This is a genomic window from Rhizorhabdus wittichii (assembly GCF_017607425.1).
GTDB classification, from domain to species: Bacteria; Pseudomonadota; Alphaproteobacteria; order Sphingomonadales; family Sphingomonadaceae; genus Rhizorhabdus; species Rhizorhabdus wittichii.
The window spans coordinates 4,356,681-4,371,211 of the sequence record NZ_CP059319.1 but is presented as its reverse complement, the minus strand read 5'-3'; the positions used below and the strand labels follow the sequence as shown (position 1 = coordinate 4,371,211).

Below are 14,531 nucleotides of genomic sequence, written 5' to 3'. Positions count from 1 at the left end.
GAAAGCCGGGATCTCACTGCCTTTCCGCACCCGAACGAAAAGAAGAGAGATCCCGGCTTTCGCCGGGATGACGTCTTGAGGCCGCCCTACGCCGCGCTGGGATAGTCGATATAGCCCTCCGGCCCCTGCGCGTAGAAGGTCGCGACGTCGGCCCGCAGGATCGGCAGGCCCTTGCTGAAGCGTTGCGGCAGGTCGGGATTGGCGATGAACGGCTTGCCGAAGCTGACCGCGTCGGCCGCCCCGCTGTCGAGCGCGGCCTGCGCGCCCGCCGCGTCATAGCCGGCGTTGACGATGAACGGCCCGTCGAAGGCGCGCCGCATCGCCGGCCCGACCGGGGGATGGTCGAGCCCGCTCGGCTCGCGAATCTCGAGGAAGGCGATGCCGATGTCGGACAGCAGCGCCGCCGCCGCGGTGAACAGCGGCTCGGGATCGCTGTCGTCGACGCCCTGGATGACGCCGTTGGGCGACAGCCGCACCCCGGTCCGCTCGGCGCCGACCGCGTCGACCACGGCGCGCGTCACCTCGCCCAGCAGGCGGGTGCGGTTCTCGATCGACCCGCCATAGATGTCGGTGCGGCGGTTCGACGAATCGCGCAGGAACTGGTCGATCAGATAGCCGTTCGCGGCGTGGATCTGCACCCCGTCGAAACCCGCCGCGATCGCGTTGCGCGCCGCCCGCGCATAGTCGTCGAGCAGCGCAGGCACCTCGTCGATCCGCAAAGGCCGGGGCTCGGTATAGGGCTGGTCGCCCTCATAGGTCATGGCGAGGTCGGGCGCGGTGATCGCCGAGGCGGAGACCGGCTGCTGCCCGCTGACCGACGGATGGACGACGCGGCCCATATGCCAGAGTTGGCTGACGATCCGTCCGCCGGCGACGTGGACCGCGTCGGTCACCGGCCGCCAGGCCGCGACCTGCTCCTCGTTCCAGATGCCGGGCGCATGCGGCCAGCCGAGCCCGGCGCGGCTGATCCCGGTCGCCTCGCTGATGATCAGCCCGGCCGAGGCGCGCTGCGCATAATATTCGGCCATGATCGGCACCGGCACCGCCGCGCGCGTCGCCCGCGCGCGGGTGAGCGGGGCCATGATGATGCGGTTGCGCGCCTCGATGGCGCCGAGGCGGATGGGATCGAACAAAGTCGGCATGCCGGAACCTTTCGCACTTGCGTGATGGAGCAAAAGGTAGGACGAGCCGCCGGGCGATGCACCGGCCCGACGAGACAAGATTTGCTCGCCCCCGCGAAAGCCGGGCTGTCATGGTCCGCGCCTATGCGGCGATGGTGGTCGGCAATGTCGCGCTCGCCTTCGGGCCGTGGCTGGTCCGGCTCGCCGACGTCTCCTCGCTGTCGTCGGCCTTCTGGCGGCTCGCGCTCGCGGCGCCCTTCCTGTTCCTGCTGACCCGGCTCGCCCGCCAGCCGATCCCGCGCCTGTCGCCCGCCATGCTGGGGGTGATCGCGATCGGCGGGCTGTGCTTCGCCGCCGATCTCGGCACCTGGCACATCGGCATCCACCACACCAAGCTCGCCAATGCGACGCTGTTCGGCAACGTCGCCAGCTTCCTGCTCGCCGCCTATGTGCTGATCACAACCCGCACCCTGCCCAATCCCTTCCAGTCGGCGGCGCTGGTCCTCGCCGCGCTCGGCACGGTCCTGCTGCTCGGCCGCTCCTACCAGCTCGACACGCGCTACCTGACCGGCGACCTGCTCTGCATCTCGGCCGGCGTGCTCTACACCGGCTATCTGATCGCGATGACGCGGGCGCGCGGGCTGCTCCAGCCGATGCCGGTGCTGCTGATCTCGACGCTCGCCGGCATGGCGCCGCTGCTGCTGTTCGCGCTGGCCGATGGCGGGCGCATGCTGCCCCATGACTGGACCCCGCTGCTGCTGCTCGCGATCGGCAGCCAGGTGATCGGCCAGGGCTGCATGATCTACGCGATCGGCCATCTGTCGCCGCTGGTGATCGGCCTCGGCCTGCTGACCCAGCCCTTCGTCGCGGCGCTGATCGGCAGCCTCCAATATGGCGAGCGGCTCGGCGCGCTCGACATCGCCGGTGGCCTCGCCATCTGCGCCGCGCTGGTGCTGGTCCGCGCCGGCGGGGCTGGTCAGGCGCGCCGCCCGGTCGTAGAACCCGCGCCATGATCGCGCCGATCGACATGACCCTGGACGAGCTGCGCATGGCGCTGGCCGAGGCGCTGCCCGCCCATGCCGCCTTCGACGGCTGGGGCGAGACGGCGATCGCGGGCGCCGCGGCCGAGCTGGGCGTTCCCGCCGATCGCGCCGCGCTCTGCTTCCCCAAGGGGGCGATCGACATGATCGATGCCTGGTTCGAGAGCATCGACCGCACGATGGCGACGAAGCTCGCCGCGCTCGACCTGCCGGCGATGAAGATCCGCGACCGCATCCGCGCCGCGCTGCTCGCCCGCCTCGAAGAGGCCACCCGCCATCCCGACGCGCTGCGCCGCGCGATCGCCATCCTCGCCCGTCCCGTCCATGTCGCGCGCGGCGGCAAGCTCGCCTGGCGCGCGGCGGACGGCATGTGGCGCGCGATCGGCGACGCCAGCGTCGACGCCGCCTGGTACAGCAAGCGCGCCACGCTGACCGCGCTCTACGTGGCGACGATGACCGCGTGGATGGACGACGACAGCGAAGGCTTCGCCGACACCCGCGCCTTCCTCGACCGGCGAATCGACGACGTCATGAAGGTCGAGAAGCTCAAGGCGCGGCTGAAGCCCGATCCCGACCGGCATTTCAGCCCGGCCCGCTTCCTCGGCCGCCTGCGCTACCGCATCGAGGGGTAGATGGCGCGCACCTTAGCGCTGGCTTTCGCCACCAGTTATTGATAATCACTCGCAGCATGGACGATGATGCCGCACCGATCACCCTCGACAAGCTGCCGCTGAGAAGCGGCGGCGCGATCGTCGGGATCGACTGGAACAGGCTCAGCGAACGCGACGCCCGCCGGCTGCGCGAACTGGGCGTCGACGAGGGCGTGCCGGTCGAGAAGCTGCACAAGGGCCCGTTCGGCGTCGATCCGATCGCCTGCCGGATCGGCCGCATGACGGTGGCGCTGCGCAGTGCCCAGGCCGCCGCGATCGCGGTCGGCCCCCTCAAAAGCAAATGAGCTGCCAGAGCCGATGAACCCCACACCATTGGTCGCGCTGGCCGGCAATCCCAATGCCGGCAAGAGCGCCCTGTTCAATGCCCTGACCGGCGCCCGCCAGAAAGTCGGCAATTATCCCGGCGTCACCGTCGAGCGCAAATCGGGGCGAATGAGCCTGGCCGACGGACGCCCTGTCGAGCTGCTCGACCTGCCGGGCACCTACAGCCTGCAGCCGTCGAGCCCCGACGAGGCGGTGACCCACGACGTGCTGCTCGGCAAGCAGGAGGGCGAGCGGCTGCCGTCGGCGCTGCTGGTCGTGATCGACGCGACCAACCTCGACAACCATCTGCGCTTCGCGCTGCAGCTCATCGCGCTCGGCCTGCCGACCGTGGTCGCGCTCAACATGGTCGACATGGCCGAGCGCGACGGCCTGACGATCGACGCCGCCCGGCTGTCGGCCGAACTGGGCGTGCCCGTCATCCCGACCGTCGCGGTGCGCCGCCGGGGGATCGAGGAGCTCAAGACCGCGATCGGCATGCTGTCGGCGAGCGGCGGCGCGGTCCGCATCGACGCCGATCATCCGGCGCTGCACGAGGACATCGTCGAGTTGCAGCGCCGCGCCCGCGCGATCGCCGTCGCCGCGACGACCGAGGAGAATTTCAAGCGCCGCTGGACGCATCGCGCCGACGCGATCGCGCTCCACCCGATACTCGGCCCGATCCTGCTCGCCACCATATTGTTCGTGATGTTCCAGGCGGTGTTCGCCTGGTCCGCCGCGCCGGTCGACCTGATCGACGGCGCCTTCGTCGACCTGCAGGGCACGGTGACGGCGACGATGCCCGCCGGCTTCCTGCGGTCGCTGATCGTCGAGGGGCTGATCGCCGGCGTCGGCGCGGTGGTCGTCTTCCTGCCGCAGATCCTGATCCTGTTCCTGTTCATCCTGCTGCTCGAAGCGTCGGGCTACATGGTCCGCGCGGCATTCATCATGGACCATCTGATGGCGCGGGTCGGGCTGTCGGGGCGCGCCTTCATCCCGCTGCTCTCCTCCTTCGCCTGCGCCATTCCCGGCATCATGGCGACCCGCACGATCGACGATCCCAAGGACCGGCTGACGACGATCCTGATCGCGCCGCTGATGACCTGCTCGGCGCGGCTGCCGGTCTATGCGGTGATCATCGGCGCGTTCATCCCGGCGCGCGACATCGGGCCCGGAATCGGCCTCCAGGGCCTGGTCCTGTTCGGGCTCTACATCGCCGGGATCGCGGGCGCGATGCTCGCCGCCTATGTCCTGCGCCGCACCGTCACCAAGGGCCCGCCGCCCGGCTTCATGATGGAGATGCCGCGCTACCAGATGCCGATCCTGCGCGACATCGTGCTGGGGCTGTGGCAGCGCGCGCTGATCTTCCTCAAGCGCGCCGGCACGATCATCGCCTTCACCACGGTGGTGCTGTGGCTGCTCGTCTCCTTCCCGAAGCCGCCCGCCGATTACGACCTGCCGTCGATCGACTATTCGGTCGCGGGCCGGATCGCCAACGGGCTAGAGCCGGTGTTCCGCCCGATCGGCTTCAACCGCGACATGGCGCTGGCGCTGATCCCGGCGATGGCGGCGCGCGAGGTCGCGGTGTCGGCGCTCGCCACCGTCTATGCGGTCGACGCCGACGACGAGACGGTGCAGGAGAAATCGCTGGTCGAACGGCTGCGCGGCCGCTGGTCGCTGCCGACCGCGCTCGCCTTCCTCGCCTGGTTCGTGTTCGCGCCGCAGTGCATATCGACGATCGCCGTGGTCCGGCGGGAGACCAACGGGTGGAAATGGACGGGCTTCATGCTCGCCTATCTCTTCGCCCTCGCTTATGTCGCGGCGGGCGCGACCTATTGGACGGCGGTCGCTCTCGGGCTTTGACGGCGGCTATCGTCGGGGGCCTTGCACACCCCCCTTGCCCGCGCTACCCGACATGTCTTGCCGACAGTCGTTCGAAGCCGTCCTGGGACGGTTCCGGCTGTCGACCGAACCCTTAAGGAGAATGCCGTGGCAGGCAGCGTGAACAAGGTCATCCTGGTCGGCAATCTGGGTCGCGACCCCGAGTCGCGGAGCTTCCAGAACGGCGGCAAGGTGGTGAACCTGCGCGTCGCGACCTCGGAGCAGTGGAAGGATCGCAACACCGGCGAGCGCCGCGACAAGACCGAGTGGCATTCGGTCGCGATCTTCAACGAAGCGCTCGCCAACGTCGCCGAGCGTTATCTGCGCAAGGGCAGCAAGGTCTATCTCGAAGGCCAGCTCCAGACCCGCAAATGGACCGACCAGCAGGGCCAGGAGCGCTATTCGACCGAGGTCGTGCTCCAGGGCTTCAACGCCGTGATGGTGCTGCTCGACCGTGCCGAGGGCGGCGGCGGCAATTTCGGCGGTGGCGGCGGCGGCGGCGCGATGGGCGGCGGCTCGGGCGGCGGTGGCGGCTGGGGCGATGACGACGGCTATGGCAGCGGCGCCGGCTTCGGCGGCGGCGCCTCCAGTGGCGGCAATTTCGGCGGCGGCACCCGGGGCGGGAGCAGCGGCGGCGCCGCGCGCAAGTCCGACCCGTTCGACGCCGGCGACCTCGACGACGACGTTCCCTTCTAACGGCCGCTTCGGCCGGAACCTTCCCCGAATCAGGACGAACCGCCCCGGATCAGGGGTCCGGCGTCGTTCAGGCGGTTGATCGAATGTGACGGGGGCGTATTTTCCCGCGATGAACAAACTTGCCCGCGCTGAACGATGAGATGAGACTCCTCGCGCCGGTCCTTCGGTCCCCTCCCTTTCCGGGCACGCCGGCCGACACCGCGGCGGTGAGCCGCGCCGCGCGGCTGCCGGCGCCGCGCGGCGAGCTTTCGGCGGCCGAGATCGAGCGGGCGCGGCGGCTGGCGGAGCAGATCGCCGCGGAACGGATCGGCGGCGACTTCTGGAGCCCCGGCGCCGCCAATGTCTGGACGCGGATCGCCGCCGGATCGCCGGTCGCCGCGCAGGGCGACGACGAGGCCGGGCTGCTCGCCTGGATCGCGGGGGCCGAGGTCGACTGGCTGAGCGACGGCCGCTTCGCCGACATCGCCCGCGACGGCGCCCCCGATCCGCTCGAACGCGCGATCACCTGCTGGCTGATCGACGCCGCCGACTATCGCGATCCCTATTCGGGCCGGCCCGTGTCGATCGAGGCGGCGGTCGAGCAGCTCGCCTTCTGGCGCCAGACGATCGACCATAATCGCGGCATCGCCGTCGCCGCCGGCATCGCCGGATGGAAGCGGCGCGAGGTGGAGGCGATGCTGTGGCCGGGCGAGCCGCTGCATTTCGCCCGCTCGGCCGACGACGCGGTCCGCGCCGCCCGCACCGTTGCGGGCATGATCGCGGTGTGGCCGTCCAAGGCGCCGCGCGGGCTCGATGCCGAGGCGGCCGCGCACGGCGTCGCCGTCCATCCGGTCGAGGACGGCTTCCTGCGCTCGACCGGCCTCGGCAGCGACTGCCATCCGCCCCATTCGATCATCCTCGACCGCGAGGGGCTCCACCTCGATCCCAATCGCCCGTCCGAGCTGGAGCGGCTGATCGCCACCCCGATCGACAACCCCGTGCTGATCGCCCGCGCCGAGCGGCTGATGCGCGACCTGGTCGAGAAGGGGATCAGCAAATATGCCAGCGGCGGCCGCCCCTATGAGCGGCCGGTCAAGGGCCGCCGGCTGGTGCTCGTCACCGGCCAGGTCGAGGACGATCTGTCGGTCCGTCTCGGCGCGGCGGGGGTCGAGGGCAATCTCGACCTGATCCGGCGCGCCCGCGCCGCCGAGCCCGACGCCTTCCTGATCTTCAAGCCGCATCCCGACGTCGATGCCGGCCACCGGCGCGGCGCCGTCCCCGACGCGGAGGCGCTCGCCCATGTCGACCTGGTGCTGCGCGACGTGCCGATGGCGTCGCTGCTCGACAGCGTCGACGCGATCCACGTGCTCACCTCGCTATCGGGATTCGAGGCGCTGATCCGCGGCTGCGAGGTTGTTACGCATGGGCAACCCTTCTATGCAGGTTGGGGATTGACGCGGGACATGGCTCCGCCCATTGAACGGCGACGGGGCCGCAACATAACGAAAGCGCAGCTTGTGGCGGCAACCTTGATCCAGTACCCGCGCTACCTCGATCCGGTCACCAAGCTCCCCTGCCCTCCCGAAATACTGGTCGAGCGGCTCGCGGCCCAACCCGTTCCCCAGGAGACGATCCTGACCCGGCTGCGGCGGTTGCAGGGACGGCTGCGGCGCGGCCTCGCCGCCGCGGGAGGCCGGGCATGAAGCTGCACGACATCGCCAAGCAGCGCTTCCTATTCCTGCAGGGTCCCCCCGGTCCCTTCTTCGACCGGCTCGGAGCGGCGCTGCGCGAGCTGGGCCATGCCGTCCATCGCATCAACCTCAACGCCGGCGACGCCGCGTCCTGGACCGGCCCCGCGATCGACTATCGCGGCACCGCCGAGCGCTGGCCGAGCTTCGTCGACGACTATCTGGTCCAGCATGCGATCACCGACGTGATCCTGTTCGGCGACTGCCGCCCGCTCCACAACGCCGCGCGCGGCATGGCGCGGCTGCGCGGCGTGCGCGTCCACGTCTTCGAGGAAGGCTATATCCGCCCCGACTGGGCGACGCTGGAGCTCGACGGCGTCAACGGCCACAGCTCGCTGCCGCGCGATCCCAAATGGTATCTCGACGCGGCGCGGACCCTGCCGCCGCTCGCCAAGCTGCCGACCGTGCCGTCGCGCTTCCGGCGGCGCGCGCAGGAGGCCACCAGCTATTATGCGCGGACCTCGATCGGCCGCTGGCGCTTCCCACACTACAAGTCGCACCGCGACCGCTCCGCCCCGGCCGAGGCGCTCGGCTGGCTCAAGCAGTTCGCGCTGCGCAGCGTCCATGAGGAGCAGGCCGAGACCGCGCTCGCGACGCTCGAGGGCAAGCGCTATTTCGCGCTGCCGCTCCAGCTCTCGTCGGACCACCAGATCCGCGTCCATTCGCTGTTCGGCACGATGCAGGCGGGCGCCTCCTATGTGATCGAGAGCTTCGCCCGCTCGGCGCCCGGCGACACCTATCTGCTCGTCAAGGAACATCCGCTCGACAGCAGCCTGTTCAGCTGGCGCCGCTTCATCCGGCGCGAGGCGCGGCGGCTCAACGTCGAGGACCGGGTGCTCTTCGCCAAGGGCGGCAAGATCGACGACATCGTCGAGAATTCGCTGGGCGTCGTCACCGTCAACAGCACCACCGGCACGCTGGCGCTGGCCTGCGGCATCCCCGTGATCGCGCTGGGCCAGGCGGTCTACAACATCCCCGGCATCACCTTCGAAGGTCCGCTCGACGCCTTCTGAGCAACCCGACCCCGCCCGACCCGCGCATCTGGGACGCCTTCGCGCGCGTGCTCCAGGCCCGCTGCCTCGTCTATGGCGGCTTCGCCAGCGACGAGGGGATCGAGATGCTGGTCGAGGGATCGATCGCCCGCCTGGTCGAAGCGTCGAAGATCATCGACCTGAGCCGCTATCTGGAAGGCACCGCGCAGGCCGCGGAGTAACTCCCGGGCCCCAACCTCGTCATGCCGGCGGAGGCCGGCATCTCAGGCGGCTCCTGTCGCGACCTCTTCTCCTCCCGAGATCCCGGCCTCCGCCGGGATGACGATAGACGTCAGCGATCCTTCCGCAGGATATATTCCTCGTCATACCAGCTGCCGACCTTGAAGCGGTAGTCGCCGACCTTCTCGAAGCCGCGCGCCGCATAGACCGCCTGCGCCTTGTCGTTGCCCGACCAGACGCCGAGCCACACCGGCCCCGGCCGCGCCTCGGCGAGATGGCCGAGTGCGGCGTCGAGCAGCGCCTTGCCGAGCTTCATCCCCTGCGCCTCGCGCAGCACGTAGAGCTGGTAGAGTTCGCCCTGCGCTTCGCCCGCCTCGGGGTGCGGCAGCTTGCACGGGCCCACCTGCGCATAGCCGAGCAGCCGGTCGCCGGCATCGGCCACCCAGGTCCGCCGGGCCGGATCGGCGAGCTCCGCCGCGACCGCCGGCGCCGAATAGGACGCCGTCTCGAAGATTGCGCGATCGGCGGGGGGATAGGGAATGGCGAAGCCTTCCTCCAGGAAGGTCTCGCGAAAGGTGCGAAGCTTGAGCGCGGCCAGCGCGGCGGCGTCCTCGGGCCGGGCGATGCGGATCGTTGCGGTCATCCCGCCTGACTGGGGGCGACGGGGGGCCGAGGTCAAGCCCGTCCCGTCTCGGTCCAGGCAAAAGAAAAGGGGCGCGGAAGCAAGCCTTCCGCGCCCCGATCCTTTTTCCGTTCGAACAGGCTTAGCTGTTCTGGCGGGCCTTGAGGGCTTCGCCGAGGATGTCGCCGAGCGAAGCGCCCGAGTCCGACGAGCCGTACTGCGCGACGGCCTGCTTCTCTTCGGCGATCTGCATCGCCTTGACCGAGAAGGTCGGCTTCTTCGACCGGTCGAAGCCGGTCACCATCGCGTCGAACTTCTGGCCGACCTGGAAGCGCTCCGGACGCTGCTCGTCGCGGTCGCGGCCGAGGTCGCTGCGCTTGATGAAGCCGGCGGCGCCGTCGTCACCCGCCTGCACCTCGAGACCGCCGTCGGTGATCGCGAGGACCGTGACGGTGACGACCGCGTTCTTGTTGAGCTTCGAGCCGTCCGCGGTCGCCGCGCCGACGCCGCCGCGCTCGAGCTGCTTGATGCCGAGCGAGATGCGCTCCTTCTCGGAGTCGATGTCGAGCACGATCGCCTTGACGGTCTCGCCCTTGTGGTGGAGCGACAGGGCTTCCTCGCCGGTCACGCCCCAGGCGATGTCCGACATGTGGACCATGCCGTCGACGTCGTTGTCGAGGCCCACGAACAGGCCGAACTCGGTCGCGTTCTTGACCTCGCCCTCGACCACCGAGCCGACCGGGTGCGCTTCGGCGAAGGCCTCCCACGGGTTGGTGATCGCCTGCTTGAGGCCCAGCGAGATGCGGCGCTTGTCGGCGTCGACCTCGAGGATGACGACTTCGACTTCCTGGCTGGTCGAGACGATCTTGCCCGGATGGACATTCTTCTTGGTCCAGCTCATCTCCGAGACGTGGACCAGACCCTCGATGCCCGGCTCGAGCTCGACGAAGGCGCCATATTCGGTGATGTTGGTGACGCGGCCGGTGAACTTGCCGCCGATCGGGTACTTGGCGGCCGCACCCTCCCACGGATCGCTCTCGAGCTGCTTCATGCCGAGCGAGATGCGCTGCGTGTCCTTGTTGATGCGGATGATCTGCACCTTCACGACGTCGCCGATGTTGATCATCTCGTTCGGGTGGCCGACGCGCTTGTAGCTGAGGTCGGTGACGTGCAGCAGGCCGTCGATGCCGCCCAGGTCGACGAAGGCGCCGTAATCGGTGATGTTCTTGACGACACCCTCGATCACCTGGCCCTCATGGAGCGACTGGATCAGGCCCGAACGCTGCTCGGCGCGGGTCTCTTCGAGGACGGCGCGGCGCGACACGACGATGTTGCCGCGGCGGCGATCCATCTTCAGGATCTGGAACGGCTGCGGGATGTCCATCAGCGGGGTGACGTCGCGGACCGGGCGGATGTCGACCTGCGAGCCCGGCAGGAAGGCGACGGCGCCGTTCAGGTCGACGGTGAAGCCGCCCTTGACGCGGCCGAAGATCACGCCCTCGACGCGGCTGGACTGCGAGAATTCGGCTTCGAGCTTGTCCCAGGCGGCTTCGCGGCGGGCGCGGTCGCGGCTGAGCATCGCTTCGCCATGGACGTTCTCGACGCGGTCGACATAGACCTCGACCTCGTCACCGACCTTGAGATCGGCCTTCTGGCCGGGCGCGGGCGCGAATTCGCGCAGCGCCACGCGGCCTTCCGACTTCAGGCCGACGTCGATGACGGCCATGTCGTTTTCGATCGCGGTGACGGTGCCCTTGACGACGCGGCCTTCGAAGCCTTCATTCTCGCCGCCGAGGGTCTGATTGAGCATAGCCGCGAAATCGTCGCGGGTCGGGTTTGCCGTAGTGGCCATAGACGAATGTCTTCCTGTTTCGATTTATTCCGGCCATCCGGTTGTCTCCGGAGGTCTAAAAGCCCGATCGGATCAGGCTTTCATCGGGATTTGCGATCTCGATCCACGAACCGGGCTCATTCCCGGCTCGATCGAGGTCGTGGGCCAGAACCGCCCCGGAAGCCCCATGCCTCCGCGGCATCCGCCACGCGATTGCGATCGCGAAGCCCCGAAAGCATAAAAGGCACGGCAAAGGATCGGCTGTTGCTGCCGACCCCCTGTCGCGCCTGCTGGCGATCGCTTTCTAGCGGTCCGCCGTCCGGGCCTCCACGAGCGAAATCGCCCGTTGGACGGCCGCGTCTATACCGAGATCGCTGGTATCGAGCAAGTCGGCATCGTCGGCCTGCCGCAGCGGTGCGGCAGACCGCCCGGCATCGCGTTCGTCGCGGGCGAGGATGTCGGCCATCACCGCGTCGAACGGCACGGCCGCGCCCATCCGCTCCAGCTCGTGGAAGCGGCGTTCGGCGCGCACCAGGCTGCTGGCGGTGACGAACAGCTTGGCGTCGGCGTGCGGCGCGATCACCGTGCCGATGTCGCGCCCGTCGAGCACCGCCCCGCCCGGCTGGCCGGCGAAGGCGCGCTGCCGGTCGAGCAGCGCCGCGCGCACCGGCGGATGGACCGAGACGAGCGAGGCCGCCCGGCCCGCCGCTTCGGTCTTGAGCGCGGGATCGCCGAGCAGCGCGGGATCGAAGGCGCAGCCGGCGAGCGCGTCGGCCGGATCGGCGGGATCGCCGCCCGCCCGCTCCACCGACACGCCGACCGCGCGGTAGAGCAGCCCGGTGTCGAGATGCGGCAGCCCGTAATGGCGCGCGAGCGCCTTGGCGATCGTGCCCTTGCCCGACGCCGCCGGCCCATCGACCGCGATGATCATGCCGCTACCGCCCCCAGCTCGCCCATCAATCGGGTGAAACCCGGGAAGCTGGTCGCGACCGGGCCCATGTCGTCGATCGTCACCGCCGCCTTCGACACCAGCCCGGCGACCGCGAAGCTCATCGCGATGCGATGGTCGAGTCGCGCGGCGATGGTCGCGCCGCCGGGCAGCGGATCGCCGCCGGTGCCGTCGATGATCAGCCCGTCCTCGAGCTCCTCGACCCGGGCGCCGATCGCGCGCAGCCCCTCGGCCATCACCGCGATCCGGTCCGATTCCTTGACCCGGAGCTCCTCCAGCCCGCGCGCGACGGTGCGCCCCTCGGCCAGCGCCGCCGCGACGAACAGGATCGGATATTCGTCGACCATCGAGGCGACCGTCTCGACCGGGGTCTCGATGCCCTTCAGCGTCGAATGGCGCACGACGATGTCGGCGACCGGCTCCCCGCCGACCTCGCGCGGATTGGCGAATTGGATGTCGCCGCCCATCATCCGCAGCACGTCGAACAGCGCGGCGCGGGTGGGGTTGAGGCCGACATTGGCGATCGTCACCGCCGACCCCGGCACGAGCAGCGCCGCGACCGCCGGGAAAGCGGCCGAGGAGGGGTCGCCCGGCACGACGATATGCTGCGGCCGCAGCTCGGCCTCGCCGCGAATCGATATGATCCGCGCGCCGTCAGCGTCCTGCTCGACCTCCAGCTCGGCGCCGAAGCCCCGGAGCATCCGCTCGCTATGGTCGCGGGTCGCGACCGGCTCGATCACCCGGGTGATGCCGGGGGTGTTGAGCCCGGCGAGCAGCACCGCCGACTTGACCTGCGCCGAGGCGACCGGAAGCCGATAGTCGATCGGCACCGCCGGGCTGATCCCGCGCAGCATCAGCGGCAGCGTGCCGCCCTTGCCGCCCGGGGTGGCGGTCACGTCGGCGCCCATCAGCGACAGCGGCTCGATCACCCGGTTCATCGGCCGCTTCGACAGCGAGGCGTCGCCGGTGAAGGTGGCGGTGATCGCGTGGCTGGCGACGAGGCCCATCAGCAGCCGGGTCGAGGTGCCCGAATTGCCCATCTCCAGCGCGCCCTCGGGCTGGAGCAGCCCGCCGACGCCGACGCCGTGGATGCGCCAGACCTCGTCGTCGCCGCGCTCGATCGACGCGCCCATGGCGCGCCCACCGCCGCCTGTGGCGGCGGATTCCCTGACGATATGCGCGCCCATGGCGCGCATGGCGGCGGCGGTGGCGAGCACGTCCTCGCCGGTCAGCAGCCCTTCGACCCGGCTTTCGCCGATCGCCAGCGCCGACAGCATCAGCGCGCGGTGCGAGATCGACTTGTCGCCCGGCACGGCGATGCTGCCGCGAAGCGGGCCGGGGGCCGAGAAGCTGGCGGGTCGGGGCGAGGAGGCATGCATAGGGCGCGGCTTTTGACAGCGGCGCTCCGCTATGGCAAGGCGCCCGGCGATCAGGCTTTCCGCTGACGCGGGGGGCCGGGAATTCATCTTCATTTTCGATCTGGAGTTTGTCGACCGTGGTGAAACCGGAATGGGGCACCAAGCGGACCTGCCCGAAGTGCGGTACCCGCTTCTATGACCTGGAAAAGGACGATCCCGTCACCTGCATCGAATGCGGCACGGCGTGGGAGCCCGATCCCGTCCTGAAGTCGAAGCAGCCGCTGCCGTTCGACGCGCCCAAGAAGGAGGGCCCCGAGCCGAAGGCGGTCGATTCCGACCTGTCGGACGACGATCTCGACATCGACGAGGACGCCGAGGAGAATCCGGACGACGACGTCGACCTGGGCGGCGACGACGATATCGGCCTCAACACGGCCGACGACGACGACGAGAATTGACCGGGCCCGCCGGAATGCCCAGCGATGCGGCATTCCGGCGCCCTTTCATCGAAAAAGCCGTCCGTCATGCAAAAGGGCTCTTGCAGGGCCCCGCAACCTGACCTAAAGGGCGCGCTCCGCCGCCGGGCCCAACCGGCGAGCGACCGAAAATGGCACGGGGCCGTAGCTCAGCTGGGAGAGCGTCGCAATGGCATTGCGAAGGTCAGGGGTTCGATCCCCCTCGGCTCCACCATTTTCCCATTCCCCACGAAACATCTCCATGACGCCGTGAAGCGGCCGGCCGGCTACCCCTGCGCCGGAAGCTGGGTCGACGCATAGGCGGCGATCCGCCATGCCCCGTCCTCATGCGCCCAGACCGAGAGGAACAGCGTCTCGGCCAGGCCTTCCTCGCCGGTGTCGGGCCGGCGATAGCCGACGCGGGAGACGCCCCTGATCCAGCCGGCGGCGCCGATCAGGTGCGCGTCGAGGTCGTGCGCCGTCATCGTCGTATACTGGACCTGTCCGGCCCTGATCCGCGCCAGATAGGATAGGCGGTCGTCGGTCATCCCGTTGAGATGCGCATAATAGAAGCCGTCCGCCATCATCGCTTCCAGCCCGGCGGCATCGCCGTCGACCGATAGCCGCCGGCGCCGATGCTCCGCGGCGATCAACGATTGCTCATCCATG

Annotated in this window: 15 protein-coding genes and 1 tRNA gene; 10 read left to right on the top strand and 6 right to left on the bottom strand. The window is 69.6% G+C overall.

Annotated features, from left to right (window positions below; translation table 11 throughout):
- Positions 1-86 precede the first annotated feature (86 nt).
- Positions 87-1,142: an alkene reductase gene (locus HRJ34_RS21010; protein ID WP_208632306.1), complete on the bottom strand. Its 1,056-nt coding sequence runs from the start codon at positions 1,140-1,142 to the stop codon at positions 87-89.
- Positions 1,143-1,198: 56 nt separating this feature from the next.
- On the opposite strand from HRJ34_RS21010, the gene HRJ34_RS21005 reads away from it, so the two are divergent.
- The 8 genes from HRJ34_RS21005 (at position 1,199) to HRJ34_RS29285 (ending at position 8,649) form a co-directional block, all read left to right on the top strand.
- Positions 1,199-2,134, top strand: coding sequence for a DMT family transporter (locus HRJ34_RS21005; RefSeq protein ID WP_012048663.1), 936 nt, complete (start codon positions 1,199-1,201; stop codon positions 2,132-2,134).
- Positions 2,131-2,793: a COQ9 family protein gene (locus HRJ34_RS21000; RefSeq protein WP_012048664.1), complete on the top strand. Its 663-nt coding sequence runs from the start codon at positions 2,131-2,133 to the stop codon at positions 2,791-2,793. The genes HRJ34_RS21005 and HRJ34_RS21000 overlap by 4 nt, the downstream gene beginning before the upstream one ends.
- Positions 2,794-2,849: 56 nt before the next feature.
- Positions 2,850-3,116, top strand: coding sequence for a FeoA family protein (locus HRJ34_RS20995; protein WP_012048665.1), 267 nt, complete (start codon positions 2,850-2,852; stop codon positions 3,114-3,116).
- 13 nt (positions 3,117-3,129) lie between these two features.
- Complete coding sequence (gene feoB / locus HRJ34_RS20990) at positions 3,130-4,995, top strand: ferrous iron transporter B (RefSeq protein ID WP_208632305.1); 1,866 nt, start codon at positions 3,130-3,132, stop codon at positions 4,993-4,995.
- Positions 4,996-5,121: 126 nt separating this feature from the next.
- Entirely contained in the window at positions 5,122-5,709 is a 588-nt protein-coding gene (ssb, locus tag HRJ34_RS20985; protein ID WP_016746874.1) for a single-stranded DNA-binding protein, read from the top strand.
- 140 nt (positions 5,710-5,849) lie between these two features.
- Complete coding sequence (locus tag HRJ34_RS20980; protein ID WP_208632304.1) at positions 5,850-7,391, top strand: capsular polysaccharide export protein, LipB/KpsS family; 1,542 nt, start codon at positions 5,850-5,852, stop codon at positions 7,389-7,391.
- Positions 7,388-8,449 carry a capsule biosynthesis protein gene (locus HRJ34_RS20975; protein WP_226948877.1) on the top strand — a complete coding sequence of 354 codons (1,062 nt, stop codon included), beginning with the start codon at positions 7,388-7,390 and terminating at the stop codon, positions 8,447-8,449. The genes HRJ34_RS20980 and HRJ34_RS20975 overlap by 4 nt, the downstream gene beginning before the upstream one ends.
- A 47-nt stretch (positions 8,450-8,496) precedes the next feature.
- Positions 8,497-8,649 (top strand): hypothetical protein, encoded by a 153-nt coding sequence (locus HRJ34_RS29285; protein WP_226948876.1) that lies wholly within the window; start codon positions 8,497-8,499, stop codon positions 8,647-8,649.
- 110 nt (positions 8,650-8,759) lie between these two features.
- Here the strand turns inward: HRJ34_RS29285 and HRJ34_RS20970 are convergent, their stop codons facing one another.
- The 4 genes from HRJ34_RS20970 to aroA all read right to left on the bottom strand — a co-directional run bounded on the left by HRJ34_RS20970 (position 8,760) and on the right by aroA (position 13,428).
- Complete coding sequence (locus HRJ34_RS20970; RefSeq protein WP_029993738.1) at positions 8,760-9,290, bottom strand: GNAT family N-acetyltransferase; 531 nt, start codon at positions 9,288-9,290, stop codon at positions 8,760-8,762.
- Positions 9,291-9,411: 121 nt separating this feature from the next.
- The gene (gene rpsA / locus HRJ34_RS20965; protein WP_016746871.1) at positions 9,412-11,121 is read right to left on the bottom strand and encodes a 30S ribosomal protein S1; all 1,710 of its coding nucleotides are present in this window, start codon (positions 11,119-11,121) and stop codon (positions 9,412-9,414) included.
- 283 nt (positions 11,122-11,404) lie between these two features.
- Positions 11,405-12,031 carry a (d)CMP kinase gene (locus tag HRJ34_RS20960; protein WP_012048672.1) on the bottom strand — a complete coding sequence of 209 codons (627 nt, stop codon included), beginning with the start codon at positions 12,029-12,031 and terminating at the stop codon, positions 11,405-11,407.
- On the bottom strand, positions 12,028-13,428 hold the full coding sequence (gene aroA / locus HRJ34_RS20955) for a 3-phosphoshikimate 1-carboxyvinyltransferase (RefSeq protein ID WP_208632303.1): 1,401 nt from the start codon (positions 13,426-13,428) through the stop codon (positions 12,028-12,030). Before aroA ends, HRJ34_RS20960 begins: the two co-directional genes overlap by 4 nt.
- 116 nt (positions 13,429-13,544) lie before the next feature.
- Here aroA and HRJ34_RS20950 point away from each other — a divergent pair, with 116 nt between their 5' ends.
- Both HRJ34_RS20950 and HRJ34_RS20945 read left to right on the top strand, forming a co-directional pair.
- Entirely contained in the window at positions 13,545-13,865 is a 321-nt protein-coding gene (locus HRJ34_RS20950; RefSeq protein WP_012048674.1) for a TIGR02300 family protein, read from the top strand.
- 156 nt (positions 13,866-14,021) lie between these two features.
- Positions 14,022-14,097: transfer RNA gene (locus HRJ34_RS20945), tRNA-Ala, on the top strand.
- Positions 14,098-14,149: 52 nt separating this feature from the next.
- On the opposite strand, the gene HRJ34_RS20940 is transcribed toward HRJ34_RS20945, so the two are convergent.
- Positions 14,150-14,530: a nuclear transport factor 2 family protein gene (locus tag HRJ34_RS20940; protein WP_012048685.1), complete on the bottom strand. Its 381-nt coding sequence runs from the start codon at positions 14,528-14,530 to the stop codon at positions 14,150-14,152.
- Position 14,531 lies beyond the last annotated feature (1 nt).